The sequence below is a fragment of the Burkholderia pyrrocinia genome (genome assembly GCF_001028665.1).
Taxonomy (GTDB): domain Bacteria; phylum Pseudomonadota; class Gammaproteobacteria; order Burkholderiales; family Burkholderiaceae; genus Burkholderia; species Burkholderia pyrrocinia.
Map to the genome: position 1 here is coordinate 308,541 of NZ_CP011503.1, position 24,988 is coordinate 333,528.

Genomic DNA, 24,988 nt, shown 5'->3' on the forward strand with positions numbered 1-24,988 from the left:
GCGCGCGGCGTCACGCCGGCCCGGGCTGCCGCCGCCGCGCGTTGCCCGTCACGCGGCGCCGACCAGCCGGTAGCCGACACCCGTCTCGGTGACGATGTACTCGGGCTGCGCCGGGTCGCGCTCGAGCTTCTGGCGCAGGTGCGCCATGTAGATGCGCAGGTAGTGATGGCTCTCGACGTGCGACGGCCCCCACACGTCCCGCAGCAACTGGCGGTGCGTGAGCACGCGCCCCGCGTGCCGCACGAGCGTTGCGAGCAGCCGGTATTCGAGCGGCGTCAGGTGCACGATCTCGCCGTCGCGCCATACCTGGCGCAGCGCGAGATCGACGGACACGGTGCCGAAGCTCACCTTCGGCGACTCGTTCGCGCCGCCCTGGTTGCGCCGGCGCAGTTGCGCGCGAATCCGTGCGCGCAGCTCGGACACGCCGAACGGCTTGGTCAGGTAGTCGTCGGCGCCCGCGTCGAGCGCGGCGACCTTCTCCTCTTCCTGCGTGCGTGCGGACAGCACGATCACCGGCACCTCGGACCAGCCGCGCAGCTCGCGGATCACGTCGAGGCCGTCGGTGTCGGGCAGGCCGAGGTCGACGATCACGAGATCGGGCTTGCGCGTCGCCGCGTCGATCAGCCCCTGCTTGCCCGTCTCGGCCTCGAACACGGCGATGTCCTCCTCTTCGAGCGCGGCACGCACGAAGCGGCGGATCTGCTTTTCGTCCTCGATCAGGACGACGGTCAGGCTGGGTTCACTCATGGTCTGGCAATGACTCGGATGGGGACGATGCGCCCGGCACGTCGGATTCGTCGTCGGGCACGGCGGGCGCGGCCGGCGGCGTCTCGACCGGCAGCGTGAACCAGAAGCGCGCGCCCGTCACGTGGCCGTCGGGCGCAGTGCGGTTGAGTGCGCCGATTTTACCGCCGTGCGCCTCGACGATCGCGCGGCAGATCGCGAGGCCGAGCCCGATGCCCGGCGTCGCCGATTCCTTCTCGCCGCGCGTGAACTTGTCGAAGATCCGCGTTTCCATGCCGGCCGGCAAGCCCGGACCGTGATCGTCGACGTGCACGCGTACGAACGGCAGGCCGTCGTCGGTCACGCGCTCCGCGCCAATGTCGATCGGCGTATCGGGCGGCGTGTACTTCGCCGCGTTCTCGAACAGGTTGGTGAACAGGCGCTCCATCAACACCGCGTCCATCTGCAGCAGCGGCAGGTCCGCCGGCAGCGACACGCGCGCGGGATGGCGCGCGAGCACGCGCTTGCACGCGGCGAGCGCGGCGCCGACGGTTTCCTCGAGCAGCGACCACTGGCGCTTGAGCTGCAGGCTGCCGGCCTGCAGCCGCGCCATGTCGAGCAGGTTCGTGACGATGCCCGTCATCCGCAGCGCCTCGTCGTGGATCGCGTCGACGAGTTCGCCCTCGCGCTGCGCAAAGCGTTCGGCCGCCGCGGCATCACCGCCCTGCGCGGCCGCCCGCCCGTTCGCGAGCATCGACGAGAAGCCGACGATCGTCGTGAGCGGCGTGCGCAGGTCGTGCGAGATCGCCGACAGCAGCGAGTTGCGCAGCCGCTCGGACTCCATGTTGACGAGCGCGTCGCGCGCGATCTCGACGTAGTGCACGCGTTCGAGCGCGAGCGCGATCTGCGCGGCGAATGCGTCGAGCATCCGCTGCTGCTCGGGCACCTCGAGTTCGCGCGGCTCGCGCGACGCGACCGCGAGCACGCCGCGCGTGCGCATCGGCGCCTTCAGCGGCAGGTACAGCGCGACCGTCGCGGGCAGCGTGTCGGTGCCGCGGCCGGCCGGCTTCTGCTGGTCGTACACCCACTGGCCGACGTCACAGTCGAGATCGGCGCCCGTCAGCGTGACGGCCGCGTCGGGTTCCTCGATCTTCTGGCGCACCTTGTCCGCGCTGTCGGGCAGCAGGAACGCGACGCGCGCGCGGAACACCTCGCCCACGTGGCGGCTGCCGATCTCGACGATCTGCTCGGTCGTCAGCGCCGCGCCCAGTTCGCGCGCCATCGCATAGATCGCGCCGGTGCGGCGCTCGCGGCGCTGCGCGACGCTCGCCTGGCGCGTCAGCGTCGACGTCAGGTGGCTGATCACGAGCGACGTCAGCAGCATCCCGAAAAAGGTCAGCAGGTATTGCGTGTCGCTGACCGAGAACGACATGCGCGGCGGCACGAAGAAGAAGTCGAACGCGGCCACCGACAGGAACGACTGCAGCACGCCCGGGCCGCGCCCGAGCCGCACGGCCGAGAACACGACGCCGAGCAGGTACAGCATCACGAGGTTCGTGAGGTCGAGCCGCTCGGACACGACGTTTGCGACGACGGTGATCGCCGCGCAGATCGCGGCCGCGTACACGTAGTGCCGCGGCGGCGAACGGTGCGTGCCGAACTGCGCGAACGCATCGCGCCAGTCGCGCGCGCGCGGATCGAGCGGCGCCGCGCGCGCCTCGTCGCTCGCGGACGCGCGGATCAGCATCAGGTCGACGTCGCCCGCGCGTTCGGCAAGCTGTTCGCCGAACGGCCGCGCGAAGCGGCGCACGAGCCCGACCTTCGGCGAGCCGCCCGCGACGATCTTCGACACGTTGCGCACCTTCGCATAACCGATCAGCGCGGCCACCGCGTCGGCGCCGGCGAGCGTCGCCGTCTCCGCGCCGAGTTCGGCCGCGAGCTTCAGCGCGTCGAGCGTGCGCTGCCGCTGCGCGTCGGGCAGCCGCTGCAGGCGCGGCGTCTCGACATACACGGCGATCCAGTCGGCCTTCAGGCTCGCGGCGAGCCGCGCGGCCGCGCGCACGAGCGTCGGCGCTTCGGCGCCGGGCCCGACGCACACGAGTAGCCGCTCGCGCGCCTGCCAGATACGCTGGATCGAACGGTCGGCACGGTATTCGCGCATCTGCGCGTCGACGCGGTCGGCCGTGCGCCGCAGCGCCAGTTCGCGCAACGCGATCAGGTTGCCCTTGCGGAAGAAGTTGCGTACCGCGCGCTCGGCCTGCTGCGCGAGATAGACCTTGCCGTCGCGCATCCGCTCGAGCAGCTCCTCGGCCGGCAGGTCGACGAGCGTGACCTCGTCGGCCGCGTCGAACACGCGGTCGGGCACCGTCTCCCACACGCGGATGCCGGTGATCGCACCGACCACGTCGTTCAGGCTTTCGAGGTGCTGGACGTTGACGGTCGTATATACGTCGATGCCAGCGTCGAGCAGTTCGTAGACGTCCTGCCAGCGCTTCAGGTGCCGTGCGCCCTGCACGTTCGAGTGCGCGAGTTCGTCGACGAGGATCAGTTGCGGCTGGCGGGCCAGCGCACCATCGAGATCGAATTCGGCGAGCGTGCGGCCGCGATAGTCGATGCGCGCGAGCGGCAGCACGTCGAGGCCGTCGAGCAGCGCGGCGGTTTCGCTGCGCCCATGGGTCTCGACGATGCCGACGACGACGTCGACGCCTTCCTGCAGGCGCTGGCGCGCAGCCTGCAGCATCGCGTAGGTCTTGCCGACGCCGGCCGATGCGCCGAAGAAGATCTTGAGCTGGCCGCGACGCTGCTTTTCTTCGTCTCGCTGCAGCTTGTCGAGGAGTTGGTCTGGATCGGGACGGTTCATGCGTCAGGAAAGCGAAGCGCACGGATGCGCGCGAGTACGAGCATTGTTGTTCCAAATCGCCGCAAAAGGCAAAGACGGCGCTTGCGCCGTCGGGAAAAAGCGCATCCGGCGCGGCTCGGGCCACGCCGGATGCCGGTTGCCGGGCCGGGCGCCCGGACGCGCGATCAGTGCGCGGCCTGCGCCGCGTCGAGCGCGAGGTTCAGCTTCAGCACGTTCACGCGCGGCTCGCCGAGCACGCCGAACTGGCGGCCCGTCGTGTTCGCGGCGACGATCTGCGCGACCGCGTCGGGCGTCAGGTTGCGCACCTTCGCGACGCGCTCGACCTGGTACGCGGCAGCGGCCGGCGTGATCTCCGGATCGAGGCCGCTCGCCGACGCCGTCACGAGGTCGACCGGCACGGGCTTCGACATGTCGGTGCCGGCGTCGCGCAGCGCGGCGATGCGCCCCTTCACCTGGTCGGCGAGCGACGGGTTCAGCGGGCCGAGGTTCGAGCCGCCGGAGCCGGTCGCGTTGTACGGCATCGGCGCCGTGGCCGACAGCCGGCCCCAGAAGTACTTCGGCGCATCGAACTGCTGGCCGATCAGCGCGGAGCCGACCGCCTTGCCGTCCTTCTCGATCAGGCTGCCGTTCGCCTGCGACGGGAACACGGCCTGGCCGAACACGGTCATCACGGCCGGGTAAGCGAGCCCCGTCACGGCGGCAAGCACGACAAAGATCACGACGAGCGGACGAATCAACGTTTTCATGATGTTTCCTTCAGGACCTCAGGCCCAGCCGAGTGCGGCGAGCGTCATGTCGATCAGCTTGATGAACGGGAACGGCAGCAGCACGCCGCCGAGACCGTAGACCAGCAGGTTGCGGCGCAGCAGCGACGCGGCGCCGAGCGGCCGGTACGTGACGCCCTTCAGCGCGAGCGGGATCAGCGCGACGATGATCAGCGCGTTGAAGATCACCGCCGACAGGATCGCGGACGCCGGCGACGTCAGGTGCATGATGTCGAGCACGCGCAGTTGCGGATACGTCGTCACGAACGCGGCCGGGATGATCGCGAAGTACTTCGCGATATCGTTCGCGATCGAGAACGTCGTCAGCGAGCCGCGCGTCATCAGCATCTGCTTGCCGATCTCGACGATCTCGATCAGCTTCGTCGGGTTCGAGTCGAGGTCGACCATGTTGCCCGCTTCCTTCGCGGCCTGCGTGCCCGTGTTCATCGCGACCGCCACGTCGGCCTGCGCGAGCGCCGGCGCGTCGTTGGTGCCGTCGCCTGTCATCGCGACGAGCCGGCCGGCCGCCTGATGCTCGCGGATCGTCGCGAGCTTGGTTTCCGGCGTCGCTTCCGCGAGGAAATCGTCGACGCCCGCTTCCGCCGCGATCGCCGCGGCCGTCAGCCGGTTGTCGCCCGTCACCATCACGGTCTTGATGCCCATCTTGCGCAGTTCCGCGAAGCGCTCCTTGATGCCGCCCTTCACGATGTCCTTCAGCTCGATCACGCCGAGTACGCGCGCCGCCCCTTCATGCAGGTCGGCCACGACGAGCGGCGTGCTGCCGCGGCGCGCGACCTCGTCGACCGCGCGGCGCACTTCTTCCGGGAAGCGGCTGCCGTGCGTCTCGACGTAGCGGCGGATCGCGTCGGCCGCGCCCTTGCGGATCTCGCGGCCGGGCAGGTCGACGCCGCTCATCCGCGTCTGCGCGGAGAAGCCGATGAACGTCGCATGAAGCTGCGCCATGTCGCGCTGGCGAATGTTGAAGCGTTCCTTCGCGAGCACCACGATGCTGCGGCCTTCCGGCGTTTCGTCGGCGAGCGACGACAGTTGCGCGGCATCGGCCAGCGCTTCCTCGGTCACGCCCGGCGCGGGCACGAACGTCGATGCCTGGCGGTTGCCGAGCGTGATCGTGCCGGTCTTGTCGAGCAGCAGCACGTCGACGTCGCCGGCCGCTTCCACCGCGCGGCCCGACGTCGCGATCACGTTCGCCTGCATCATCCGGCTCATCCCCGCCACGCCGATCGCGGACAGCAGGCCGCCGATCGTCGTCGGGATCAGGCACACGAGCAGCGCGACGAGCGCGGTGATCGTCACCACGTGACCGGCCTTCATCGCCTCGACCGAGAACATCGAGAACGGCAGCAGCGTCGCGGTCGCGAGCAGCATCACGATCGTCAGCGCGACGAGCAGGATCGTCAGCGCGATCTCGTTCGGCGTCTTCTTGCGCTTCGCGCCTTCGACCATCGCGATCATCCGGTCGAGGAACGCCTCGCCGGGGTTCGCGGTGACCTTCACGACGATCCAGTCGGACAGCACGCGCGTGCCGCCCGTCACCGACGAGAAGTCGCCGCCCGATTCGCGGATCACCGGCGCGGATTCGCCGGTGATCGCCGATTCGTCGACGGACGCGACGCCGTCGACGACCTCGCCGTCTGCCGGGATCACGTCGCCGGCCTCGACGAGCACGACGTCGCCCTTGCGCAGCTCGGTTGCGGTCGTGATGCGGATCGGCGACTTCGGATGCGGCTCGTTGAGCTTCTTCGCCATCACGTCTTTCTTCGCGCTGCGCAGCGATGCGGCCTGCGCCTTCGAGCGACCTTCGGCGAGCGCTTCGGCGAAGTTCGCGAACAGCACCGTGAACCACAGCCACAGCGCGATCGCGAGGATGAAGCCCGACGGCGCCTCGGCCTGGCCGGAGAGCGCCGCGATCCACAGGATCGTGGTCAGGATGCTGCCGACGTACACGCAGAACATCACCGGGTTGCGGAACTGCGTGCGCGGCGTGAGTTTCTTGAACGAGTCCACGATCGCCGGGCGCAGCAGCGCCGGATCGAACATGGACCGTGTTGCGGAATGTTGAGTCATTGCGATCTCTTCAATCTCTTCAGTCTTTTCAATGTGTCGCCATGCGGGCGCGCATTACGCGCCCAGCCACATCATCAGGTGCTCGACGCCAGGGCCGAGCGCAAGCGCCGGCACGTAGGTCAGCGCGCCCACCAGCAGCACGGTGCCGAGCAGCAGCACGACGAACAGCGGACCGTGCGTCGGCAGCGTGCCGCTCGTCGCCGCGATGCGCTTCTTCGCGGCGAGCGAGCCGGCGATCGCCAGCACCGGCACGATCGTGCCGAAGCGGCCGAACCACATCGCGATCGCGGTCATCCAGTTGTAGAACGGCGTGCCGACCGTCAGGCCCGCGAACGCGCTGCCGTTGTTGTTTGCGGCCGAGCTGAACGCGTACAGGATTTCCGAGAAGCCGTGCGGGCCCGGGTTCGCGATGCCGGCCTTGCCTGCATCGGCGAGCACCGCGATCGACGTGCCGACCAGCACGAGCAGCGGCGTGAGCAGGACGACGATCGACACCATCTTCATCTCGTACGACTCGATCTTCTTGCCGACGTATTCCGGCGTGCGGCCGATCATCAGGCCGGCGACGAACACCGCGAGCAGCGCGAACACGAGCATCCCGTAGAGGCCCGAGCCGACCCCGCCGTAGATCACCTCGCCGAGCTGCATCAGCAGCATCGGCACGAGGCCGCCGAGCGGCGTCAGCGAATCGTGCATCGTGTCGACCGCGCCGCACGACGCGGCCGTCGTCGCGACCGTGAAGATGCCGGTCTGCGCGATCCCGAAGCGCGTTTCCTTGCCTTCCATGTTGCCGCCCGGCTGCAGCGCGCTCGCCGACTGGTCGACGTGCAGCGCGGCGAGCGTCGGGTTGCCGCCCTGCTCGGCGCTCACCTCTGCTCCGATCGCGATCACGAACGCGACCGTCATCGCCGCGAGCACGGCGATGCCCTGCCGGCGGTCGCCGATCACGCGGCCGAACACGAGGCACAGCGCGGCCGGGATGATCAGGATCGCGAAGATCTGGATGAAGTTCGCGAACGGCGTCGGGTTTTCGTACGGATGCGCGGAGTTCGCGTTGAAGAAGCCGCCGCCGTTGGTGCCGAGCATCTTGATCGCTTCCTGCGACGCGACCGGGCCCATCGCGAGCGTCTGCTTCGTGAGCGGGGTCGGCACCGTCACCGGGTTGCCCTTGTCGTCCTTCACCGGGTTGCCCTGCGCGTCGAGCTTCGGCGCCGCATAGGTGCTTGCCTGCAGCACCGGCACGTCCTCGTACGCCTTCATGTTCTGGATCACGCCCTGGCTCATCAGCAGCGCGGCGATGATCACCGACATCGGCACGAGCACATACATCGTCACGCGCGCGAGGTCGACCCAGAAGTTGCCGATCGTCTGCGCGGTATGACGCGCGAAGCCGCGGATCAGCGCGATCACGACGACGATGCCGGTCGCCGCCGACAGGAAGTTCTGCACGGTCAGGCCAAGCATCTGCGTCAGGTAGCTGACGGTCTGCTCGGGCGTGTAGTCCTGCCAGTTCGTGTTGGTGACGAAGCTGACGGCCGTATTGAATGCGCCGTCGACCGTCATCGCGCCGAACTGCTGCGGGTTGCCGGGCAGGAAGCCCTGCAGCCGCAGCAGGCCATACAGGAACAAGGCGCCGAGCGCGTTGAACGCGATCGTCGCGATCGCGTACTGCTTCCAGTTCATCTCGCTGCCGGCGTCGACGCCGGCGATGCGGTACAGCACGCGTTCGAGCGGCCCGAACACGCGCACGACACGCGAGCTGCCGTCCATCACGGCCGTCAGGTAGCGGGCGACCGGTACGGCCGCCGCCAGCAGCACGACGATGAAGAGCAGCGCCTGCAACAGGTTGTTCGCGTTCATTCGATGTCCTCCGCGCGCAGCAGCGCAAAGACGAGATACGCGAACAGCAGGGCCGTCGATGCGCCCGCCAGCCAAAGCATCCAGGTCATGCTCGCCCCCCGCGACCGTATTGCACGAGCTTCTCGCAACCGGCGATCAAACCGAGGATCAGCGCGGTGAAAAGCATCAGGGCGCCGATAAATACCCCATCCATTTTTGTGTTCTCCGTCGTCGAAGTGAGACGACTAGAACCTTATGGGAACGCACGTAAAGGACGGGTCAAAGGTATCGGGGCGGATGTAAAAAACGTGTAAACGCGAGACGGGAGAAAAGCGGAGACAGGACGGGCGGCGCCGCAGCACCGCCCGCGAAGGCGCGTGCCGGCATCGCGCCGGCACGAGGGGAAGGTCAGGGAACGAGGATCGTCGAGCCGGTGGTCTTGCGCGCTTCGAGATCTTCATGCGCGCGGCCGACTTCCGCGAGCGGGTAGCGCTGGTTGATGCTCGTCTTCACCTTGCCCGACAGCAGCACGTCGAACAGCTCGGCGGCGGCGGCTTCGAGATCGGCGCGCTTCGCGATGTACGAGAACAGCGTCGGGCGCGTGAAGAACAGCGAGCCGCGCGACGAGAACTCCTTCGAGTCGATCGGCGGCAGCGGGCCCGACGCATTGCCGAAGCTGACGAACAGCCCGAGCGGCGCGAGGCTGTCTAGCGAGCCGATGTAGGTGTCCTTGCCGATCGAATCGTAGACGACCGGCACGCCCGCGCCGTTCGTGATCTCCTTCACGCGCTGCGTGAAGTTCTCGCGCGTATAGACGACAGGATGGTCGCAGCCGTGCGCCTTCGCCAGCTCGGCTTTCTCGTCGGAGCCGACCGTGCCGATCACGGTCGCGCCGAGCGCCTTCGCCCACTGGCACACGAGCAGGCCGACGCCGCCGGCCGCCGCGTGGATCAGGATCGTGTCGCCGGCCTTCACCCGGTACGTGCGGCGCAGCAGGTAGTGCGCGGTCAGGCCCTGCAGCATCACCGACGCCGCATCGTCGTAGCTGATGCCGTCCGGCAGCTTCACGAGCCGCTCGGCCGGCATCACGCGCTCCTGCGCATACGCGCCGGGAGGCTGCCCGACGTATGCGACGCGGTCGCCGACCTTGAGCGCCGTCACGCCGTCGCCGACGGCCGTCACCTCGCCCGCCGCCTCCATCCCGAGGCCGCCGGGCAGCGGCTGCGGATAGAGGCCCGTGCGGAAATACACGTCGATGTAGTTGAGCCCGACCGCATGCTGCCGGATGCGGACTTCGCCCGCCTTCGGCTCGCCGACCTCGACATCGACCCACTTCATCACGTCCGGGCCGCCCGGCTGGTCGTATCGGATTGCTTTCGGCATCGTTTCGCTCCTCGTCTGTCAATCGGTCAGGGAAAAATCCGGGTCGCCGATGCGCGGGCCGGCCGATTCATGCGGGAATCGGCCGGCAGGCGTGCGTCGCGACGCACGATTCTCGCGCGTCGCCGCCGTCCGTGCATGGCCCTGCCGTCAGCAGGGGCAATCGGGCGCGGCCAACGCCTAGCAAACGTCCTGCATGTTCCGCGCCAGATCGTCGAGCAGCATCCGCGCGGTCGCGACGTTGGTCGCGACCGGCACGTCGTGCACGTCGCACGCGCGCACCAGCGCGGTGATGTCGGGATCGTGCGGCTGCGAGGTCATCGGGTCGCGCAGGAACACGACGATGTCGACGCGGCCGTCGGCCAGTTCCGCGCCGATCTGCAGGTCGCCGCCGAGCGGCCCCGACAGCTTGCACTCGACCTCCAGCCCGTGCGCGGCCGCGATGCGGCCGCCCGTCGTGCCCGTCGCGACCAGCCGGCATTGCGCGAGCGTCGCGCGGAATTGACCCGCGAGTGCGACGATCTCGTCCTTCTTCGCGTCGTGCGCAATCAGTGCGATGCGGGGTTTGCTCATCTCCGGTTCCTTCGTCGTTCGGTTGTTGTCGTGATCGTGATTTGGCGGGCGCGCGTCAGAACGTGCCCGGATATGCGCCGCCGTCGAGCAGCCAGTTCTGCCCGGTGATATAGCCGGCATGGACGCTGCACAGGAACGCGCACGCCGCGCCGAATTCCTCGCGCGTGCCGAGCCGGCCGGCCGGGATGTCCTTCGTGCGCCGCGCGCGCATTTCGTCGACCGTCACGCCCTGCGCCTGCGCCGACGCGGCGAGCGTCGTCGCGATCCGGTCGGTGTCGAACAGCCCCGGCAGCAGGCTGTTGATCGTCACGCCCTGGCCGGCGACCTTGCGCGACAGCCCCGCGACGAAGCCGGTCAGCCCCGAGCGCGCGCCGTTCGACAGCGCGAGCACGTCGATCGGCGCCTTCACGGCCGAACTCGTGATGTTGACGATCCGGCCGAAGCCGCGCGCGATCATCCCGTCGATGGTCGCGCGGATCAGCTCGATCGGCGTCAGCATGTTCGACTCGAGCGCACGGATCCAGTCGTCGTGCGAGAAGTCGCGGAAGTCGCCCGGCGGCGGGCCGCCCGCATTGTTCACGAGAATGTCCGGCTGCGGGCACGCGGCGAGCGCGGCCGCGCGCCCGTCGGGTGTCGTGATGTCGCACGCGACCGCCGTGACCGACACGCCGGACGCCGCGCGGATCGCGTCGGCGGTGGCTTCGAGCGTGTCGCGCGTGCGCGCGACGATCACGAGGTTCACGCCCTCGGCGGCCAGCGCTTCCGCGCAGCCGCGCCCGAGGCCCTTGCTTGCCGCGCACACGAGCGCGGTCTTTCCTGCGATGCCGAGATCCATCGTCGATTCCCTGGTGGCGACGCGCGCCGATGCGGCCCCCGGTGCGGCCCCGTTTCGCGCCGGTGGGCGGGCGAACGGGCGGGCGCGGCGCGCGGATTGTCGTGAGACGTCGATAATATCCGGATCATGCGACGCGCCTTGGTAAAATTGCGGCCATAAGCGACGGCCGCCTTGCGCCCGCCGTCGCCCCGTTCCCCTTTTGCCGCCAAGGCGCCCCCGTCATGAAACAGGACAGCCGTTTCCCGAATCTCTTCATCCTCGATCACCCGCTGATCCAGCACAAGCTCACCCACATGCGCGACAAGGACACGTCCACGCGCACGTTCCGCGAGCTGCTGCGCGAGATCACGCTGCTGATGGGCTATGAGATCACCCGCAACCTGCCGATCACGACCCGACGGGTCGAAACCCCGCTCGTCGAGGTCGACGCGCCCGTGATCGCGGGCAAGAAGCTCGCGATCGTGCCCGTGCTGCGCGCGGGCATCGGGATGTCGGACGGCCTGCTCGACCTGGTCCCGTCCGCGCGCGTCGGCCACATCGGCGTATACCGCGCCGAGGACCACCGCCCGGTCGAATATCTCGTACGCCTGCCCGACCTCGAGGATCGCATCTTCATCCTGTGCGACCCGATGGTCGCGACCGGTTATTCGGCCGTGCACGCGGTCGACGTGCTCATGCGCCGCAACGTGCCGGCCGCGAACATCATGTTCGTCGCGCTCGTCGCCGCACCCGAGGGCGTGCAGGTGTTCCAGGACGCGCACCCGGACGTCAAGCTGTATGTGGCGTCGCTCGACTCGCACCTGAACGAGCACGCGTACATCGTGCCGGGCCTCGGCGACGCGGGCGACCGCCTGTTCGGCACCAAGAACTGACGCCCTGCGCGGCCGCGCGGCGCGCCGTCGGGTATCCCGCGGCGGCCTGCCCGGCCGTTCGGCCATGCGCGGCGGCCCCGATCCGGCGGTCGCCGCGTGATAAAATCTCGATCCACTCGACACGCGCGGCCCCGCGGCTTCATGCCCGCCGAAACGGCCGCCGATTCAACGACACATTGCACAATCGCCCGCGCAGCGCGCCCGGGCACGGAGAAAGGTATGGCTGGTCATTCGAAATGGGCCAACATCAAGCATAAGAAGGCAGCGGCCGACGCGAAGCGCGGCAAGATCTGGACCCGCCTGATCAAGGAAATCCAGGTCGCGGCCCGCCTCGGCGGCGGCGACGTCAGCTCGAACCCGCGCCTGCGTCTCGCGGTCGACAAGGCGGCCGACGCGAACATGCCGAAGGACAACGTCAAGCGCGCGATCGATCGCGGCGTCGGCGGCGCGGACGGCGCGAACTACGAGGAAATCCGTTACGAAGGCTACGGCATCAGCGGCGCGGCGATCATCGTCGACACGCTGACCGACAACCGCACCCGCACGGTCGCGGAAGTCCGCCACGCATTCTCGAAGTTCGGCGGCAACATGGGCACCGACGGCTCGGTCGCGTTCATGTTCGATCACATCGGCCAGTTCCTGTTCGCGCCCGGCACGTCGGAAGACGCGCTGATGGAAGCCGCGCTCGAAGCCGGCGCGAACGACGTGAACACGAACGACGACGGCTCGATCGAAGTGCTGTGCGACTGGCAGGAATTCTCGAAGGTGAAGGACGCGCTCGAAGCCGCGGGCTTCAAGGCCGAACTCGCCGAAGTGACGATGAAGCCGCAGAACGAAGTCGAATTCACCGGCGACGACGCGGCGAAGATGCAGAAGCTCCTGGACGCGCTCGAGAACCTCGACGACGTGCAGGACGTGTACACGAACGCCGTCATCATCGAGGAATGAGATGCCGGCCGCCGTGCTCCTGTCGCGACGGCGGCTCGACCGAATCCGCGGCCGGCGCGCCTGAGCGTGCCGGCCGCCCTGTTTTCTAGTCTGCGGGGAATCCCATGAAACTACTCGTCGTCGGTTCCGGCGGCCGCGAACATGCGCTGGCGTGGAAGCTCGCGCAGTCGCCGCGCGTCCAGATGGTCTACGTCGCACCCGGCAATGGCGGCACGGCGCAGGACGAGCGCCTGAAGAACGTCGACATCACGTCGCTCGACGAACTCGCCGATTTCGCGGAAAGCGAAGGCGTCGCGTTCACGCTCGTCGGGCCGGAAGCACCGCTCGCGGCCGGCATCGTCAACCTGTTCCGCGCGCGCGGCCTGAAAGTGTTCGGCCCGACCCGCGAAGCCGCGCAGCTCGAAAGCTCGAAGGATTTCGCGAAGGCGTTCATGAAGCGTCACGGCATCCCGACGGCCGATTACGAAACCTTCTCCGATGCGGCCGCGGCCCACGCGTACATCGACGCGAAGGGTGCGCCGATCGTCGTGAAGGCCGACGGCCTCGCGGCCGGCAAGGGCGTCGTCGTCGCGATGACGCTCGAAGAGGCACACGCTGCCGTCGACATGATGCTGTCCGGCAACAAGCTCGGCGATGCCGGCGCGCGCGTCGTGATCGAGGAATTCCTCGACGGCGAGGAAGCGAGCTTCATCGTGATGGTCGACGGCAAGCACGCGCTGGCGCTGGCTTCCAGCCAGGACCACAAGCGCCTGCTCGACGAGGACCGCGGCCCGAACACCGGCGGCATGGGCGCGTATTCGCCCGCGCCGATCGTCACGCCGCAGATGCACGCACGCGTGATGCGCGAGATCATCATGCCGACCGTGCGCGGGATGGAGAAGGACGGCATCCGCTTCACGGGCTTCCTGTATGCGGGCCTGATGATCGACAAGGAAGGCAATCCGCGCACGCTCGAGTTCAACTGCCGGATGGGCGACCCGGAAACGCAGCCGATCATGGCGCGCCTGAAGAGCGATTTCTCGAAGGTCGTCGAGCAGGCGATCGCAGGCACGCTCGATACGGTCGAGCTCGACTGGGACCGCCGCACCGCGCTCGGCGTCGTGCTGGCCGCGCACGGTTATCCGGACGCGCCGCGCAAGGGCGACCGCATCAACGGGATCCCGGCCGAGACCGAACAGGCCGTCACGTTCCATGCGGGCACGACGCTCGGCGACGGCGACAAGCTCGTGACGTCCGGCGGCCGCGTGCTGTGCGTGGTCGGCCTCGCCGATTCGGTGCGCGAAGCGCAGCAGCATGCGTACGACACGATCAACCAGATCAATTTCGAAGGCATGCAGTACCGCCGCGACATCGGTTTCCGCGCGCTCAACCGCAAGAGCGTGTGACGATCGCGTCGGGCGCGCCGCAACGCGGCGCGCCCGCTCCTCTGCCGGGGTTCGATAGAATGCCCGGCAGATGCCTTTTTTACGGCCGCCGCTTCAAGCGGGGGCACCCAGTCCAGACATGACCGATTCAACCTACGACGTGGCACGCGTGCGCACGTACCTCCAGGGCCTGCAGACACGCATCGCCGACGCGCTCGGCGCGCTCGACGGCACGCCGCTCGCGACCGACGCCTGGCAGCGCGGGCCGGCCGAACGCCTGCGCGGCGGCGGCTGCACGCGGATTCTGGAAGGCGGCCGCGTGTTCGAACGCGCGGGAATCGGCTTTTCGGACGTCGCGGGCGACGCGCTGCCGCCGTCGGCGAGCGCGGCGCGCCCGCAGCTCGCGGGCCGCGGCTTCGAGGCGCTCGGCGTGTCGCTCGTGCTGCACCCGCGCAATCCGTACTGCCCGACCGTGCACATGAACGTGCGGATGCTGATCGCGACGAAACCGGGCGAGGAGCCCGTGTTCTGGTTCGGCGGCGGCATGGATCTGACACCGGTTTACGGTTTCGAGGACGACGCGCGGCATTTCCACCAGACCTGCAAGGATGCGCTCGACCCGTTCGGCGCCGAACTCTACCCGCGCTTCAAGAAATGGTGCGACGAGTATTTCTTCCTGAAGCACCGCAACGAGATGCGCGGCGTCGGCGGGATCTTCTTCGACGATTTCTCCGAACCCGGTTTCGAACGCTCGTTTGACCTGATGCAAAGCGTCGGCGATGCGTTCCTGCAGGCCTACCTGCCGATCGTCGAGCGCCGCGCCGACCTGCCGTACGGCGAGCGCGAGCGCGATTTCCAGGCCTATCGCCGCGGCCGCTACGTCGAATTCAACCTCGTGTTCGACCGCGGCACGCTGTTCGGCCTGCAAAGCGGCGGCCGGACCGAGTCGATCCTGATGTCGATGCCGCCGGTCGCGAACTGGCGCTACAACTGGCAGCCCGAACCGGGAACGCCCGAAGCGCGCCTGTACAGCGACTTCATCGTGCCGCGCGACTGGGTCTGAGCCCGCGCACCCCGCTGCCCCAAGAAAAGGACGCGCTTTCTGAACACCACCGCCCGCCCCGCCCCGCTGCCGCGTCGTATCGGCTTGCTGGGCGGTACTTTCGACCCGATCCACGACGGCCATCTCGCGCTCGCGCGCCGGTTCGCCGAGCTGCTCGGCCTGACCGAGCTCGTGCTGCTGCCCGCCGGGCAGCCGTACCAGAAACGCGACGTGTCGGCCGCCGAGCATCGGCTCGCGATGACGCGCGCGGCCGCGGATTCGCTCGTGCTGCCGGGCGTGACAGTGACCGTCGCGACCGACGAGATCGAGCACGCCGGCCCGACCTACACGGTCGACACGCTCGCGCGCTGGCGCGAGCGGGTCGGCCCCGACGCGTCGCTGTCGCTGCTGATCGGCGCCGACCAGCTCGTGCGCCTCGATACGTGGCGCGACTGGCGCAAGCTGTTCGACTACGCGCACATCTGCGCGTCGACGCGTCCGGGCTTCGAGCTCGGCGCGGCGTCGCCGGACGTCGCGCAGGAAATCACCGCACGGCAGGCCGGCGCCGACGTGCTGAAGGCCACGCCGGCCGGCCACCTGCTGATCGACACGACCCTCGCGTTCGACATCGCCGCGACCGACATCCGCGCGCACTTGCGCGAATGCATCGCGCGCCATGCGCAAATGCCCGACGCGTCGGCCGAGCATGTGCCGGCCGCCGTATGGGCCTATATTCTTCAACATCGCCTCTACCACACCTGATTCCATGGATATTCGCAAACTGCAGCGCGTGATCGTCGACGCCCTCGAAGACGTCAAGGCGCAAGACATCAAGGTGTTCAACACCAGCCACCTGACCGAACTGTTCGACCGCGTGGTCGTCGCATCGGGCACCTCCAACCGCCAGACCAAGGCCCTCGCATCGAGCGTGCGCGACAAGGTCAAGGAAGCCGGCGGCGACATCGTCAGCTCCGAGGGAGAGGAAACCGGCGAATGGGTGCTCGTCGACTGCGGCGACGCGATCGTGCACATCCTGCAGCCGGCCCTGCGCCAGTACTACAACCTCGAGGAAATCTGGGGCGACAAGCCTGTACGGATGAAGCTCGGCGGCGGCAAGGGCCAGAACGGATTCGCCACCGCAAGCGAAGACGAGGACGACGAGGAAGAAGCACCGGCCCGCCCGGCGCGCAAGACGGCCGCCCGCCGCCGTTAAGTCGTTACGAATCGTCCCGATGAAGCTTTTCATCCTCGCGGTCGGCCACAAGATGCCGGGCTGGATCGCATCCGGCTTCGACGAATACACGAAGCGGATGCCGCCCGAACTGCGCATCGAGCTGCGCGAGATCAAGCCCGAACTGCGTTCGGGCGGCCGTAGCGCCGAAAGCGTGATGGCGGCCGAGCGGCAGAAGATCGAGGCCGCGCTGCCGAAGGGCGCGCGCCTCGTCGCGCTCGACGAGCGCGGCCGCGACTGGACCACGATGCAACTCGCGCAGGCGCTGCCCGGCTGGCAGCAGGACGGCCGCGACGTCGCGTTCGTGATCGGCGGCGCCGACGGGCTCGATCCGGAACTGAAAGCACGCGCCGACGTGCTGCTGCGCATCTCGAGCATGACGCTGCCGCACGGGATGGTGCGCGTGCTGCTCGCCGAACAGCTTTACCGGGCGTGGAGCATCACGCAGAATCACCCCTACCACCGCGCATGACGTGTCGTCCTCGAGACGCGCGCCGCGCGCGCTCACCGAGATAACGACACCATGCCGTCCAGCACGTCCCCCGCGCTTTTCCCGACTCTTTACCTCGCTTCGCAAAGCCCGCGCCGCCAGGAGCTGCTGCAGCAGATCGGCGTACGCTTCGAGCTGCTGCTGCCGCGCCCCGACGAGGACGCCGAGGCGCTCGAAGCCGAACTGCCCGGCGAAGCCGCCGATGCATACGTGCGGCGCGTGACCGTCGCGAAGGCCGAAGCCGCACGTGCGCGCCTCGTCGCGAGCGGCAAGCCGGCCGCGCCGGTGCTGGTTGCCGATACAACCGTCACGATCGACGGCGCGATCCTCGGCAAGCCCGCGGACGCCGACGACGCACTCACGATGCTGACGCGCCTCGCGGGCCGCGAACACGCGGTGCTGACCGCCGTCGCCGTGATCGATGCCGGCGGCGAACTGCTGCCGCCCGCGCTGTCGCGCTCGTCGGTGCGCTTCGCGGCGGCATCGCGCGACGCATACGCGCGCTACGTCGAAACGGGCGAGCCGTTCGGCAAGGCCGGCGCGTACGCGATCCAGGGGCGCGCGGCCGAATTCATCGAGCGGATCGACGGTTCCCATTCGGGTATCATGGGTCTGCCCCTTTTTGAGACCGCGGCGCTGTTGCGCGCCGCGCGTGTCGCCTTCTGAGCCCGCCATGAACGAAGAAATCCTGATCAACCTCACGCCGCAGGAAACGCGGGTCGCACTCGTCCAGCAAGGCGCGGTGCAGGAGCTTCACGTCGAGCGCACGCTGTCGCGCGGGCGGGTCGGCAACATCTATCTCGGCAAGGTCGTGCGCGTGCTGCCCGGCATGCAGTCGGCGTTCATCGACATCGGCCTCGAGCGCGCGGCATTCCTGCACGTCGCCGACATCTGGCATCCGCGCCTCGCCGGCGAGTCGCAATCGAACACGCCGCACCAGCCGATCGAGAAGACCGTGTTCGAAGGCCAGACGCTGATGGTCCAGGTGATCAAGGATCCGATCGGCACGAAGGGCGCGCGGCTGTCGACGCAGGTCAGCATCGCGGGCCGCACGCTCGTCTACCTGCCGCAGGAGCCGCATATCGGCATCTCGCAGAAGATCGAGAGCGAGGCCGAGCGCGAGGCCGTGCGCGCGCGCCTGACGGCCGTGATCCCGCCGGACGAGAAAGGCGGCTACATCGTGCGCACGATCGCCGAGGATGCGACCTCCGACGAACTGGCCGGCGACGTCACGTACCTGCGCAAGACGTGGGCGACGATCGTAGGGCTTGCGCAGCGGCTGCCGGCGACGAGCCTGCTGTACCAGGATCTCGATCTCGCGCAGCGCGTGCTGCGCGATTTCGCGAACGACGACACGACGCGCATCCAGGTCGATTCGCGCGAGACGTACCAGCGCCTCTCCGAATTCGCGTCCGAGTTCACGCCGGCCGTGAGCCCGAAGCTGCACCACTACACGGGCGAGCGGCCGCTGTTCGACCTGTACAACATCGAGACGGAGATCCAGCGTGCGCTGTCGCGCCGCGTCGACCTGAAGTCGGGCGGTTACCTGATGATCGACCAGACCGAAGCGATGACGACGATCGACGTGAACACCGGCGGCTACGTCGGCGCACGCAACTTCGACGACACGATCTTCAAGACCAACCTCGAGGCCGCGCACACGATCGCGCGGCAACTGCGGCTGCGCAACCTCGGCGGGATCATCATCATCGACTTCATCGACATGGAGAACGCCGAGCATCGCGACGCGGTGCTGTCCGAGCTGAAGAAGGCGCTGTCGCGCGACCGCACGCGCGTGACGGTCAATACCTTCTCGCAGCTCGGGCTCGTCGAGATGACGCGCAAGCGCACGCGCGAATCGCTCGCGCACGTGCTGTGCGAGCCGTGCCCGACCTGCCAGGGCAAGGGCCAGGTGAAGACGTCGCGCACCGTGTGCTACGACATCCTGCGCGAGATCCTGCGCGAATCGCGGCAGTTCAACCCGCGCGAATTCCGCGTGATCGCCGCGCAGCAGGTAATCGACCTGTTCCTCGACGAGGAGTCGCAGCATCTCGCGATGCTGATCGACTTCATCGGCAAGCCGGTGTCGCTGCAGGTCGAATCGAACCTGAGCCAGGAGCAGTACGATATCGTGCTGATGTAAGGTTCCGCCCATCCGCCGCCGGCATCGCCGCGCGGCGCTTCGATGCGGCGCCCGGGCCGCTCGCGCATCCCGCGCCAGCGCCCGCCGCCGCCCTTTCATTTACCCTTTTCGTATTCATCACGCACCATGAGCCAAGGCCACAACCGCCGCCAGCGCAAGAAACTCCACATCGGCGAATTCCAGGAACTCGCGTTCAACGCGACCGCGCATTACCGCAACGAGATGACCGACCTCGAACGCGGCGAACTGATCGACGCGTTCATCGACTTCGTCGAAGCGAACGGGCTGCTGACCGTTGCGTCCGCGGACGAAGGTATCGGCGCGTACGTGATCTCCGGCGCGCCGCGCGGCACGACGACCGACGCCGATCGCGAGATCGTGCGCGGCTGGCTGGCCGCACGGCCGGAACTGACCGACGTCAAGGTCAGCGAATTCACCGACGCGTGGTATCCGGACGCCTGACTTTCCGGCTTCGCCCTGCATCGGGCAGCGCCCGCGCCGGCCCGCCATGACGGCGGGCCGGGCCGGCGCCTGCGTGCACCGCCTCCTCTCCCGCTCTCCCTCCCTTCCCCGTCGCCCGACACCCGCGCGACCGGCACCGACTCACGCGATTCGCGCCGCGTCGACCGTGATTACCCCGATTCCGGCAGTGAATCGGACGTTTACTTCAATTTAACGATCGTTAAAGGACGTCTCACACCGGCGGACCTACTCTGATCGCCAGGAATCCGGTGTTTTCCGGCGCGATCGGCAAGCAATACGAAAGAATGCAAACCGCCCGCCCGACAGGTGTTCCGGCTTCCGGTACAGGCGAAAAGGCGACACGGCGACAGGTCGATCAGGGAGACAACCAACGATGCGCCGACCGCTTCCCCACCGTAGCGACGACACGTCGGCGCACGCGAAGGCCGCCTGACCCAACCCTTCAATCGATACGAGGACGACATGAACACGCCGAACACCCATCGAGCAGGACTCCGAATGATCATGGTCGCGGCGGGCGTTGCGGCGCTGATGTCGCTGTCCGCGTGCGGCGGCTCCGGCTCGCTGAGCCAGGGCACCGGCGGCGGATCGGGTTCGGGCAATACGACGGCCGCGACCGGCGGCACGAGCACGGGCAACGGCACGGGCAACGGCTCCGGCAGCGGGTCGGGGAGCGGCTCGACCGTCGGCGGCACCGGCAGCGGCTCCGGCGGCACCTCGGGCACCGGCACCTCGGCCAATGCGCTCGGCCAGACGATCGATACGTCGAGCAATATCGTGACGGCCGCGGGCGGCGCCGTATCCGGCGTCGGCACGGCGATCGCCGGCCAGTCGCTGCCGGGCACGAACGCGGCGACCACACAGGGGCTCGGCACCGTCGTGCAGGACGCCGGCGCGGCCGTCACGACGCTCGGCAACGGCGTCGGGTCCGGGCTCGGCCAGCTCGGCGCGTCGTCGAATCCGGTCGGCACGACGGTCGCGAGCACGGGCGGCGTGGCCACGAACCTCGGCAACGCGGTCGCCGCGACGGGCGGCGTCGTGTCGAGTCTCGGCGCCAGCGGGTCGGCGCTGGCACCGCTCGCGCCCGTCACGTCGCCCGTCGGCGGCGCGATCACGACGCTCGGCAATACGATCGCGGGCGGCGGCGCGACGCTCGGCACGCAGTTGTCGACCGGCCCCGTCGCGCAGGTCACGGGCGCCGCCAGCTCGGCGATCACGCCGATCACGTCGACGGTCGGGTCGGTCACGCAGACCGTCGCGTCGAGCACGCCGCTCGGCGCGCCGCTCACGAACCTCGTGACGACGATCGGCAACGGCGTCGCGAACGCCGGCACGACGATCGCGAAAACCGGCGGCAATCCGGTGACGACCGGCGTCGGCAACGTCGTGACGGCGACCGGCAACACGGTAGCGACCGCGGGCACGACGCTGCTCGGCGGTGGCGGCGCCGCGACGAATCCGCTCGCGCCGGTCACGGGGCTCCTGTCGACGGGCGCGCTCGGTGGCGCGACGGGCGGCAGCAACCCGGCTGGCGCGCTCACGTCGGCGGTCGGCACCGTGACGGGAGCAGTGTCGGGTGCGGCCGGCGGCTCGCCCGTCGCGGGGTTGACGGGCAGCACCGGCGCAATCTCGAAGACGGGCGGCGGCGTGCTCGCGCCCGTGACGACGACGCTCGGCGCGCTGGTCAAATAAGCCGCCGGCTCGCGCGGCGCCCGCATCGTCGTCGACGGTCGGGCGCCTCAGCCTCAGCCTCAGCCTCAGCCTCAGCCTCAGCCTCAGCCTCAGCCTCAGCCTCAGCCTCAGCCTCAGCCTCAGCCGCAGCCTCAACCTCAACCTCAACCTCAACCTCGGCCTCGGCCTCGGCCTCAGCCGCATCGTCAACCGTCATTCGGCATCCCCGGCCCCGCCTCCGATCCCTTCCTTTTCCCGACAGTCCGCCTCCAATCGGCCATCGAAATCGGTCCTGAAAGCAAGACACGTTAAACTCTCACCTCGCGTGGTGCGCCGCCCGCACCCGCCATCCATCGCCAGCCGCGTGCCCTCGGGCCGCCCCCGACCCATGGAGTGAGTGTCAATGAGCGGCGGACTTCCGTTTCCCGCATCCCGCAAGTCGTTTCCGTCGTCGACGGTCTTCCCGATTCTCGCCGCCGCCGTGCTGCTGTCCGGCTGCGGGCTGCTGCCGGTCCAGAATCCGCCCGCGCCGATCAGCGAGGCGCTCGTCGAACCCGTCGAGGAAACCGCCGGCGAGCCGCTGACGATGCCGCCCGTGCCGGCGCCGACGCAGCCGGAAGAACCGGAAGCGCCGAAGAAGCCGCATCGCGAGGTGACGCGCCCGAAGCCCGTGCAGCGCCCGGAAACGCCTACGCCGCCGCCCCCGCCGCCCGCGCCGCTCGTCGCGACGCGCGTGCTCGACCGCACCCAGATCCATGCGCTGCTCGACAGCGAAGTCGCGCGCCGCAACGGCAAGGTGATCGGCCGCGCGGTCGACATGGTCACCGACGCGAGCGGCAAGCCGCACGAGATGATCGTCAACCTGCAGGGCTTCATGGGCGTCGGCGACCGCAAGGTCATCTTCCCGTGGAACGTGTTCCGCTTCACGCCGGGCGGCAAACAGGAGCCGATCGTGCTCGACGTGCCGTCGGGTGACCTGCCACCGGCCGCGCGGCCGAAGGCCGTGCCGCTGTCGGGCTCCGCCGCGGCGTCGCCCGCGACGCGGCTGCCGATGCTCGACAGCGATGTCGAGCGCCCGAACGGCACGAAGATCGGCCGCATCGTCGACGTGCTGATCGACCGCGCCGCGCAACCGCAGGCCGTCGTGCTCGACCTCGGCGGGCTCGTCAATACCGACCGCCGCTCGATCGCCGCGAACTGGGCCGCGCTGCGCTTCGTCACGCGCGACAAGGCGCTGCATCCGCAACTCGACCTGAACGACGCGCAGATCAAGGCGTCGCCGCCCTACGCGGCCGACAAGCCGATCGTCGCGGTCTCGCCGCCCCCTGCCGCCCCCGTGCCGGCTTCGTCTGCGAGTGCCACCCGATGACGATCAAGCATTCCGTCAGCGTACGCAGTCTCCGGTCCCTCGACTGGCTCAACTTCTTCGTTGCAAACGTTCAAACAGGGTTCGGTCCGTTCATCGCGTCCTACCTCGCGTCGCACAAGTGGACGCAGGGCGAGATCGGCATGGTGCTGTCGATCGGCACGATCAGCGCGATGGTCAGCCAGGTGCCGGGCGGCGCGGCCGTCGATGCGCTGAAGAACAAGAAGGGCGCGGCCGCGTGGGCGATCGCGGCCATCATCCTGTCCGCGGTGCTGCTCGCGTCGAGCCCGACGATCGTGCCGGTGATCGCCGCCGAGGTGTTCCACGGTTTCGCGAGCTGCATGCTCGTGCCGGCGATGGCCGCGATCTCGTTCTCGCTCGTCGGCCGCGCGGACCTCGGCGACCGGCTCGGCCGCAACGCACGCTGGGCATCGATCGGCAGCGCGGTCGCAGCGGGCCTGATGGGGCTCACCGGCGAATACTTCTCCGCGCGCGCGGTGTTCTGGCTGACCGCGGTGCTGGCGCTGCCCGCGCTGTTCGCGCTCGCGATGATCCAGCCGACGCACGAGGTGATCCCGCAATCGTCGAAGCCCGACGATCACGGCACTCACGACGAAGCCGGCGAACGCGAAACGCTGCTCGAACTGCTGCGCGACCGCCGGATGCTGATCTTCGCGGCGTGCGTCGTGCTGTTCCACCTGTCGAACGCGGCGATGCTCAACCTCGCGGCCGGCGAAGTCACGGCCGGGATGGGCGAGAACGTGCAGCTCGTGATCGCCGCGTGCATCATCGTGCCGCAGGCGATCGTCGCGATGCTGTCGCCATGGGTCGGCCGCTCCGCGCAACGCTGGGGGCGCCGGCCGATCCTGCTGCTCGGCTTCTCCGCGCTGCCGGTGCGCGCGCTGCTGTTCGCCGGCGTGAGCAGCCCGTACCTGCTCGTGCCGGTACAGATGCTCGACGGCATCAGCGCCGCCGTGTTCGGCGTGATGCTGCCGCTGATCGCGGCCGACGTCGCGGGCGGCAAGGGCCGCTATAACCTGTGTATCGGGCTGTTCGGGCTCGCGGCCGGGATCGGCGCGACGCTCAGCACGGCCGCGGCCGGCTACGTCGCCGATCACTTCGGCAACGCGGTCAGCTTCTTCGGGCTCGCGGGCGCGGGTGCGCTCGCGGTGCTGCTGGTCTGGCTCGTGATGCCCGAAACGCGCGTCGAGAACGGCGACGCAGCGGCCGACGAGCCGGCCGCCGCGTCGCCCAAACAGGCGCACTGAGCGCAGCGCGCCGCCGTTACCCGCTTCTTGGCCGACTCACGATGGATACGATCAGGACACTCAACGAAGCCCGCCAGCAGATCCAGCAGTCGATCTTCGATCTGTTCAAGGGGCTGACCTTCAGCGAGCGTTTCGTGCAAGGCGTGCTGATGGCCATCCAGGCCGTCTGCGGCGCGTGCCTCGCGTACACGATCGGGCGTGCGCTGCACACCGAGCAGGCCGTGTGGGCGGCGGTCACCGCGATCGCCGTCACGCAGCACAACTACTCGGACACGATGTCGCTGTCCCGCGACCAGTTCATCGGCGCGATGATCGGCGGCGTGCTCGGCTTCGCGGGCGCCGCGCTCGGCGGCGATCGCCTCGTCGCCTATGCGCTCGCGGTCGCGCTCACGATCGTCTGCTGCTGGTGCCTGAACGTCGGCAGCGCGGCACGGCTCGGCGGCGTGACCGCGACGATCGTGCTGCTGTTTCCGGGCAACGGCCCGCTGTGGGACATTCCGCTGATGCGGCTCGGCGAGGTGACGCTCGGTACCGTGTGTGCGCTGGGCGTGTGCTGGGCGATGTCGAGAATCGAGCGGCGCTGGTTCCGCCGCGCGGCGGCAAAGTGACGCGGTTGCCGGGCGCGCGCCCGGCAACAGGATAAACGGCGGGAAACGTTACTGGCCGATCTGCAGCACGATGCCCGAGCCGATCTGCACGAGCAGGTGATCGCCGCCCACGCCGACCCACTGATAACCGCGCGGCGGCGGGCTCAGATGGTAGCCGCGCCAGTCGTCGATCACGTACTGGCGGTCGCGGAATTCGTCGGGCAACCGGTCGCCCTTGTGCCAGTCGCGGCGCGGCTGGTCAGCCCAGCGCGGCGGCACGTCGTCCTCGCGGTGCATCGCCTGGCCGGGCGGCATGTGTTTCGGGCCGTGGCCGCGGTGCATGCCGTGACCACCGTGGTTATCGTGCTTGTCGTAGTTGTCGTGATCCTGCGCCATCGCGGCCGGCGCGGCGCAACCTGCCGCGATCAGCGCGGCCAGCATCATGCTGTGCATCTTCTTCATCG

The 24,988-nt window shown here is 68.9% G+C and carries 25 protein-coding genes; 14 read left to right on the forward strand and 11 right to left on the reverse strand.

Annotation, left to right across the window (positions count from 1 at the left end):
• Nucleotides 1-48 precede the first annotated feature (48 nt).
• From kdpE to ABD05_RS01495, 9 genes are all read right to left on the reverse strand, one after another.
• Entirely contained in the window at nucleotides 49-747 is a 699-nt protein-coding gene (gene kdpE, locus ABD05_RS01450) for a two-component system response regulator KdpE (protein WP_047898638.1), read from the reverse strand.
• Nucleotides 740-3,583 carry a DUF4118 domain-containing protein gene (locus ABD05_RS01455; RefSeq protein ID WP_047898639.1) on the reverse strand — a complete coding sequence of 948 codons (2,844 nt, stop codon included), beginning with the start codon at nucleotides 3,581-3,583 and terminating at the stop codon, nucleotides 740-742. The genes kdpE and ABD05_RS01455 overlap by 8 nt, the downstream gene beginning before the upstream one ends.
• A gap of 164 nt (nucleotides 3,584-3,747) precedes the next feature.
• The gene (gene kdpC / locus ABD05_RS01460) at nucleotides 3,748-4,329 is read right to left on the reverse strand and encodes a potassium-transporting ATPase subunit KdpC (protein ID WP_047898640.1); all 582 of its coding nucleotides are present in this window, start codon (nucleotides 4,327-4,329) and stop codon (nucleotides 3,748-3,750) included.
• Between the two features lie 18 nt (nucleotides 4,330-4,347).
• The gene (kdpB, locus tag ABD05_RS01465) at nucleotides 4,348-6,432 is read right to left on the reverse strand and encodes a potassium-transporting ATPase subunit KdpB (protein ID WP_047898641.1); all 2,085 of its coding nucleotides are present in this window, start codon (nucleotides 6,430-6,432) and stop codon (nucleotides 4,348-4,350) included.
• Between the two features lie 54 nt (nucleotides 6,433-6,486).
• Nucleotides 6,487-8,292 (reverse strand): potassium-transporting ATPase subunit KdpA, encoded by a 1,806-nt coding sequence (kdpA, locus tag ABD05_RS01470; protein WP_047898642.1) that lies wholly within the window; start codon nucleotides 8,290-8,292, stop codon nucleotides 6,487-6,489.
• A complete protein-coding gene (kdpF, locus tag ABD05_RS01475; protein WP_006752209.1) occupies nucleotides 8,289-8,381 on the reverse strand; it encodes a K(+)-transporting ATPase subunit F in 93 nt (30 codons plus the stop codon). Before kdpF ends, kdpA begins: the two co-directional genes overlap by 4 nt.
• A gap of 298 nt (nucleotides 8,382-8,679) precedes the next feature.
• Nucleotides 8,680-9,654, reverse strand: coding sequence for a quinone oxidoreductase family protein (locus tag ABD05_RS01485; RefSeq protein WP_047898644.1), 975 nt, complete (start codon nucleotides 9,652-9,654; stop codon nucleotides 8,680-8,682).
• Nucleotides 9,655-9,831: 177 nt separating this feature from the next.
• On the reverse strand, nucleotides 9,832-10,224 hold the full coding sequence (locus ABD05_RS01490) for a methylglyoxal synthase (protein WP_047898645.1): 393 nt from the start codon (nucleotides 10,222-10,224) through the stop codon (nucleotides 9,832-9,834).
• Nucleotides 10,225-10,279: 55 nt separating this feature from the next.
• Complete coding sequence (locus ABD05_RS01495) at nucleotides 10,280-11,059, reverse strand: SDR family oxidoreductase (protein ID WP_034184849.1); 780 nt, start codon at nucleotides 11,057-11,059, stop codon at nucleotides 10,280-10,282.
• A 221-nt stretch (nucleotides 11,060-11,280) separates the two neighbouring features.
• Here ABD05_RS01495 and upp point away from each other — a divergent pair, with 221 nt between their 5' ends.
• The 11 genes from upp (at nucleotide 11,281) to ABD05_RS01550 (ending at nucleotide 21,324) form a co-directional block, all read left to right on the forward strand.
• A complete protein-coding gene (gene upp / locus ABD05_RS01500; protein ID WP_047898646.1) occupies nucleotides 11,281-11,931 on the forward strand; it encodes a uracil phosphoribosyltransferase in 651 nt (216 codons plus the stop codon).
• 219 nt (nucleotides 11,932-12,150) lie between these two features.
• Nucleotides 12,151-12,879: a YebC/PmpR family DNA-binding transcriptional regulator gene (locus tag ABD05_RS01505; RefSeq protein ID WP_047898647.1), complete on the forward strand. Its 729-nt coding sequence runs from the start codon at nucleotides 12,151-12,153 to the stop codon at nucleotides 12,877-12,879.
• Between the two features lie 104 nt (nucleotides 12,880-12,983).
• Nucleotides 12,984-14,264 carry a phosphoribosylamine--glycine ligase gene (purD, locus tag ABD05_RS01510; RefSeq protein WP_034184846.1) on the forward strand — a complete coding sequence of 427 codons (1,281 nt, stop codon included), beginning with the start codon at nucleotides 12,984-12,986 and terminating at the stop codon, nucleotides 14,262-14,264.
• A gap of 118 nt (nucleotides 14,265-14,382) precedes the next feature.
• Nucleotides 14,383-15,306: an oxygen-dependent coproporphyrinogen oxidase gene (hemF, locus tag ABD05_RS01515; RefSeq protein WP_047898648.1), complete on the forward strand. Its 924-nt coding sequence runs from the start codon at nucleotides 14,383-14,385 to the stop codon at nucleotides 15,304-15,306.
• A 39-nt stretch (nucleotides 15,307-15,345) separates the two neighbouring features.
• Nucleotides 15,346-16,047, forward strand: a complete 702-nt coding sequence (locus ABD05_RS01520) for a nicotinate-nucleotide adenylyltransferase (RefSeq protein WP_082146027.1) — start codon at nucleotides 15,346-15,348, stop codon at nucleotides 16,045-16,047.
• A gap of 4 nt (nucleotides 16,048-16,051) precedes the next feature.
• Nucleotides 16,052-16,498, forward strand: a complete 447-nt coding sequence (gene rsfS, locus ABD05_RS01525) for a ribosome silencing factor (protein ID WP_047898649.1) — start codon at nucleotides 16,052-16,054, stop codon at nucleotides 16,496-16,498.
• A gap of 19 nt (nucleotides 16,499-16,517) precedes the next feature.
• A complete protein-coding gene (gene rlmH / locus ABD05_RS01530) occupies nucleotides 16,518-16,988 on the forward strand; it encodes a 23S rRNA (pseudouridine(1915)-N(3))-methyltransferase RlmH (protein WP_006484265.1) in 471 nt (156 codons plus the stop codon).
• A gap of 51 nt (nucleotides 16,989-17,039) precedes the next feature.
• Nucleotides 17,040-17,672, forward strand: coding sequence for a Maf family protein (locus tag ABD05_RS01535; RefSeq protein ID WP_047898650.1), 633 nt, complete (start codon nucleotides 17,040-17,042; stop codon nucleotides 17,670-17,672).
• 7 nt (nucleotides 17,673-17,679) lie between these two features.
• A complete protein-coding gene (rng, locus tag ABD05_RS01540; protein ID WP_047898651.1) occupies nucleotides 17,680-19,149 on the forward strand; it encodes a ribonuclease G in 1,470 nt (489 codons plus the stop codon).
• 126 nt (nucleotides 19,150-19,275) lie between these two features.
• The gene (locus ABD05_RS01545; protein WP_034184839.1) at nucleotides 19,276-19,611 is read left to right on the forward strand and encodes a YggL 50S ribosome-binding family protein; all 336 of its coding nucleotides are present in this window, start codon (nucleotides 19,276-19,278) and stop codon (nucleotides 19,609-19,611) included.
• Nucleotides 19,612-20,094: 483 nt separating this feature from the next.
• Nucleotides 20,095-21,324 (forward strand): collagen-like triple helix repeat-containing protein, encoded by a 1,230-nt coding sequence (locus ABD05_RS01550; RefSeq protein ID WP_047898652.1) that lies wholly within the window; start codon nucleotides 20,095-20,097, stop codon nucleotides 21,322-21,324.
• On the opposite strand, the gene ABD05_RS01555 is transcribed toward ABD05_RS01550, so the two are convergent.
• Complete coding sequence (locus ABD05_RS01555) at nucleotides 21,317-21,520, reverse strand: hypothetical protein (protein ID WP_047898653.1); 204 nt, start codon at nucleotides 21,518-21,520, stop codon at nucleotides 21,317-21,319. The genes ABD05_RS01550 and ABD05_RS01555 overlap by 8 nt on opposite strands.
• 186 nt (nucleotides 21,521-21,706) lie before the next feature.
• Here ABD05_RS01555 and ABD05_RS01560 point away from each other — a divergent pair, with 186 nt between their 5' ends.
• Genes ABD05_RS01560 through ABD05_RS01570 form a run of 3 tightly spaced genes read left to right on the forward strand, consistent with a single transcriptional unit; the run spans nucleotide 21,707 to nucleotide 24,545 of the window.
• Nucleotides 21,707-22,672 carry a PRC-barrel domain-containing protein gene (locus tag ABD05_RS01560; RefSeq protein WP_047898654.1) on the forward strand — a complete coding sequence of 322 codons (966 nt, stop codon included), beginning with the start codon at nucleotides 21,707-21,709 and terminating at the stop codon, nucleotides 22,670-22,672.
• On the forward strand, nucleotides 22,669-23,937 hold the full coding sequence (locus ABD05_RS01565) for an MFS transporter (protein WP_047898655.1): 1,269 nt from the start codon (nucleotides 22,669-22,671) through the stop codon (nucleotides 23,935-23,937). The genes ABD05_RS01560 and ABD05_RS01565 overlap by 4 nt, the downstream gene beginning before the upstream one ends.
• A 41-nt stretch (nucleotides 23,938-23,978) precedes the next feature.
• Nucleotides 23,979-24,545: an FUSC family protein gene (locus tag ABD05_RS01570; RefSeq protein WP_047898656.1), complete on the forward strand. Its 567-nt coding sequence runs from the start codon at nucleotides 23,979-23,981 to the stop codon at nucleotides 24,543-24,545.
• 48 nt (nucleotides 24,546-24,593) lie between these two features.
• On the opposite strand, the gene ABD05_RS01575 is transcribed toward ABD05_RS01570, so the two are convergent.
• Nucleotides 24,594-24,986 (reverse strand): RcnB family protein, encoded by a 393-nt coding sequence (locus ABD05_RS01575; RefSeq protein ID WP_047898657.1) that lies wholly within the window; start codon nucleotides 24,984-24,986, stop codon nucleotides 24,594-24,596.
• Nucleotides 24,987-24,988: the final 2 nt, after the last annotated feature.

Bases quoted from the DNA above. Each gene is read 5' to 3' on its own strand.
- kdpE (WP_047898638.1), bottom strand. From the start codon at position 747: ATGAGTGAACCCAGCCTGACCGTCGTCCTGATCGAGGACGAAAAGCAG.
- ABD05_RS01455 (WP_047898639.1), bottom strand. From the start codon at position 3,583: ATGAACCGTCCCGATCCAGACCAACTCCTCGACAAGCTGCAGCGAGAC.
- kdpC (WP_047898640.1), bottom strand. From the start codon at position 4,329: ATGAAAACGTTGATTCGTCCGCTCGTCGTGATCTTTGTCGTGCTTGCC.
- kdpB (WP_047898641.1), bottom strand. From the start codon at position 6,432: ATGACTCAACATTCCGCAACACGGTCCATGTTCGATCCGGCGCTGCTG.
- kdpA (WP_047898642.1), bottom strand. From the start codon at position 8,292: ATGAACGCGAACAACCTGTTGCAGGCGCTGCTCTTCATCGTCGTGCTG.
- kdpF (WP_006752209.1), bottom strand. From the start codon at position 8,381: ATGACCTGGATGCTTTGGCTGGCGGGCGCATCGACGGCCCTGCTGTTC.
- ABD05_RS01485 (WP_047898644.1), bottom strand. From the start codon at position 9,654: ATGCCGAAAGCAATCCGATACGACCAGCCGGGCGGCCCGGACGTGATG.
- ABD05_RS01490 (WP_047898645.1), bottom strand. From the start codon at position 10,224: ATGAGCAAACCCCGCATCGCACTGATTGCGCACGACGCGAAGAAGGAC.
- ABD05_RS01495 (WP_034184849.1), bottom strand. From the start codon at position 11,059: ATGGATCTCGGCATCGCAGGAAAGACCGCGCTCGTGTGCGCGGCAAGC.
- upp (WP_047898646.1), top strand. From the start codon at position 11,281: ATGAAACAGGACAGCCGTTTCCCGAATCTCTTCATCCTCGATCACCCG.
- ABD05_RS01505 (WP_047898647.1), top strand. From the start codon at position 12,151: ATGGCTGGTCATTCGAAATGGGCCAACATCAAGCATAAGAAGGCAGCG.
- purD (WP_034184846.1), top strand. From the start codon at position 12,984: ATGAAACTACTCGTCGTCGGTTCCGGCGGCCGCGAACATGCGCTGGCG.
- hemF (WP_047898648.1), top strand. From the start codon at position 14,383: ATGACCGATTCAACCTACGACGTGGCACGCGTGCGCACGTACCTCCAG.
- rsfS (WP_047898649.1), top strand. From the start codon at position 16,052: ATGGATATTCGCAAACTGCAGCGCGTGATCGTCGACGCCCTCGAAGAC.
- rlmH (WP_006484265.1), top strand. From the start codon at position 16,518: ATGAAGCTTTTCATCCTCGCGGTCGGCCACAAGATGCCGGGCTGGATC.
- ABD05_RS01535 (WP_047898650.1), top strand. From the start codon at position 17,040: ATGCCGTCCAGCACGTCCCCCGCGCTTTTCCCGACTCTTTACCTCGCT.
- rng (WP_047898651.1), top strand. From the start codon at position 17,680: ATGAACGAAGAAATCCTGATCAACCTCACGCCGCAGGAAACGCGGGTC.
- ABD05_RS01545 (WP_034184839.1), top strand. From the start codon at position 19,276: ATGAGCCAAGGCCACAACCGCCGCCAGCGCAAGAAACTCCACATCGGC.
- ABD05_RS01550 (WP_047898652.1), top strand. From the start codon at position 20,095: ATGAACACGCCGAACACCCATCGAGCAGGACTCCGAATGATCATGGTC.
- ABD05_RS01555 (WP_047898653.1), bottom strand. From the start codon at position 21,520: ATGACGGTTGACGATGCGGCTGAGGCCGAGGCCGAGGCCGAGGTTGAG.
- ABD05_RS01560 (WP_047898654.1), top strand. From the start codon at position 21,707: ATGAGCGGCGGACTTCCGTTTCCCGCATCCCGCAAGTCGTTTCCGTCG.
- ABD05_RS01565 (WP_047898655.1), top strand. From the start codon at position 22,669: ATGACGATCAAGCATTCCGTCAGCGTACGCAGTCTCCGGTCCCTCGAC.
- ABD05_RS01570 (WP_047898656.1), top strand. From the start codon at position 23,979: ATGGATACGATCAGGACACTCAACGAAGCCCGCCAGCAGATCCAGCAG.
- ABD05_RS01575 (WP_047898657.1), bottom strand. From the start codon at position 24,986: ATGAAGAAGATGCACAGCATGATGCTGGCCGCGCTGATCGCGGCAGGT.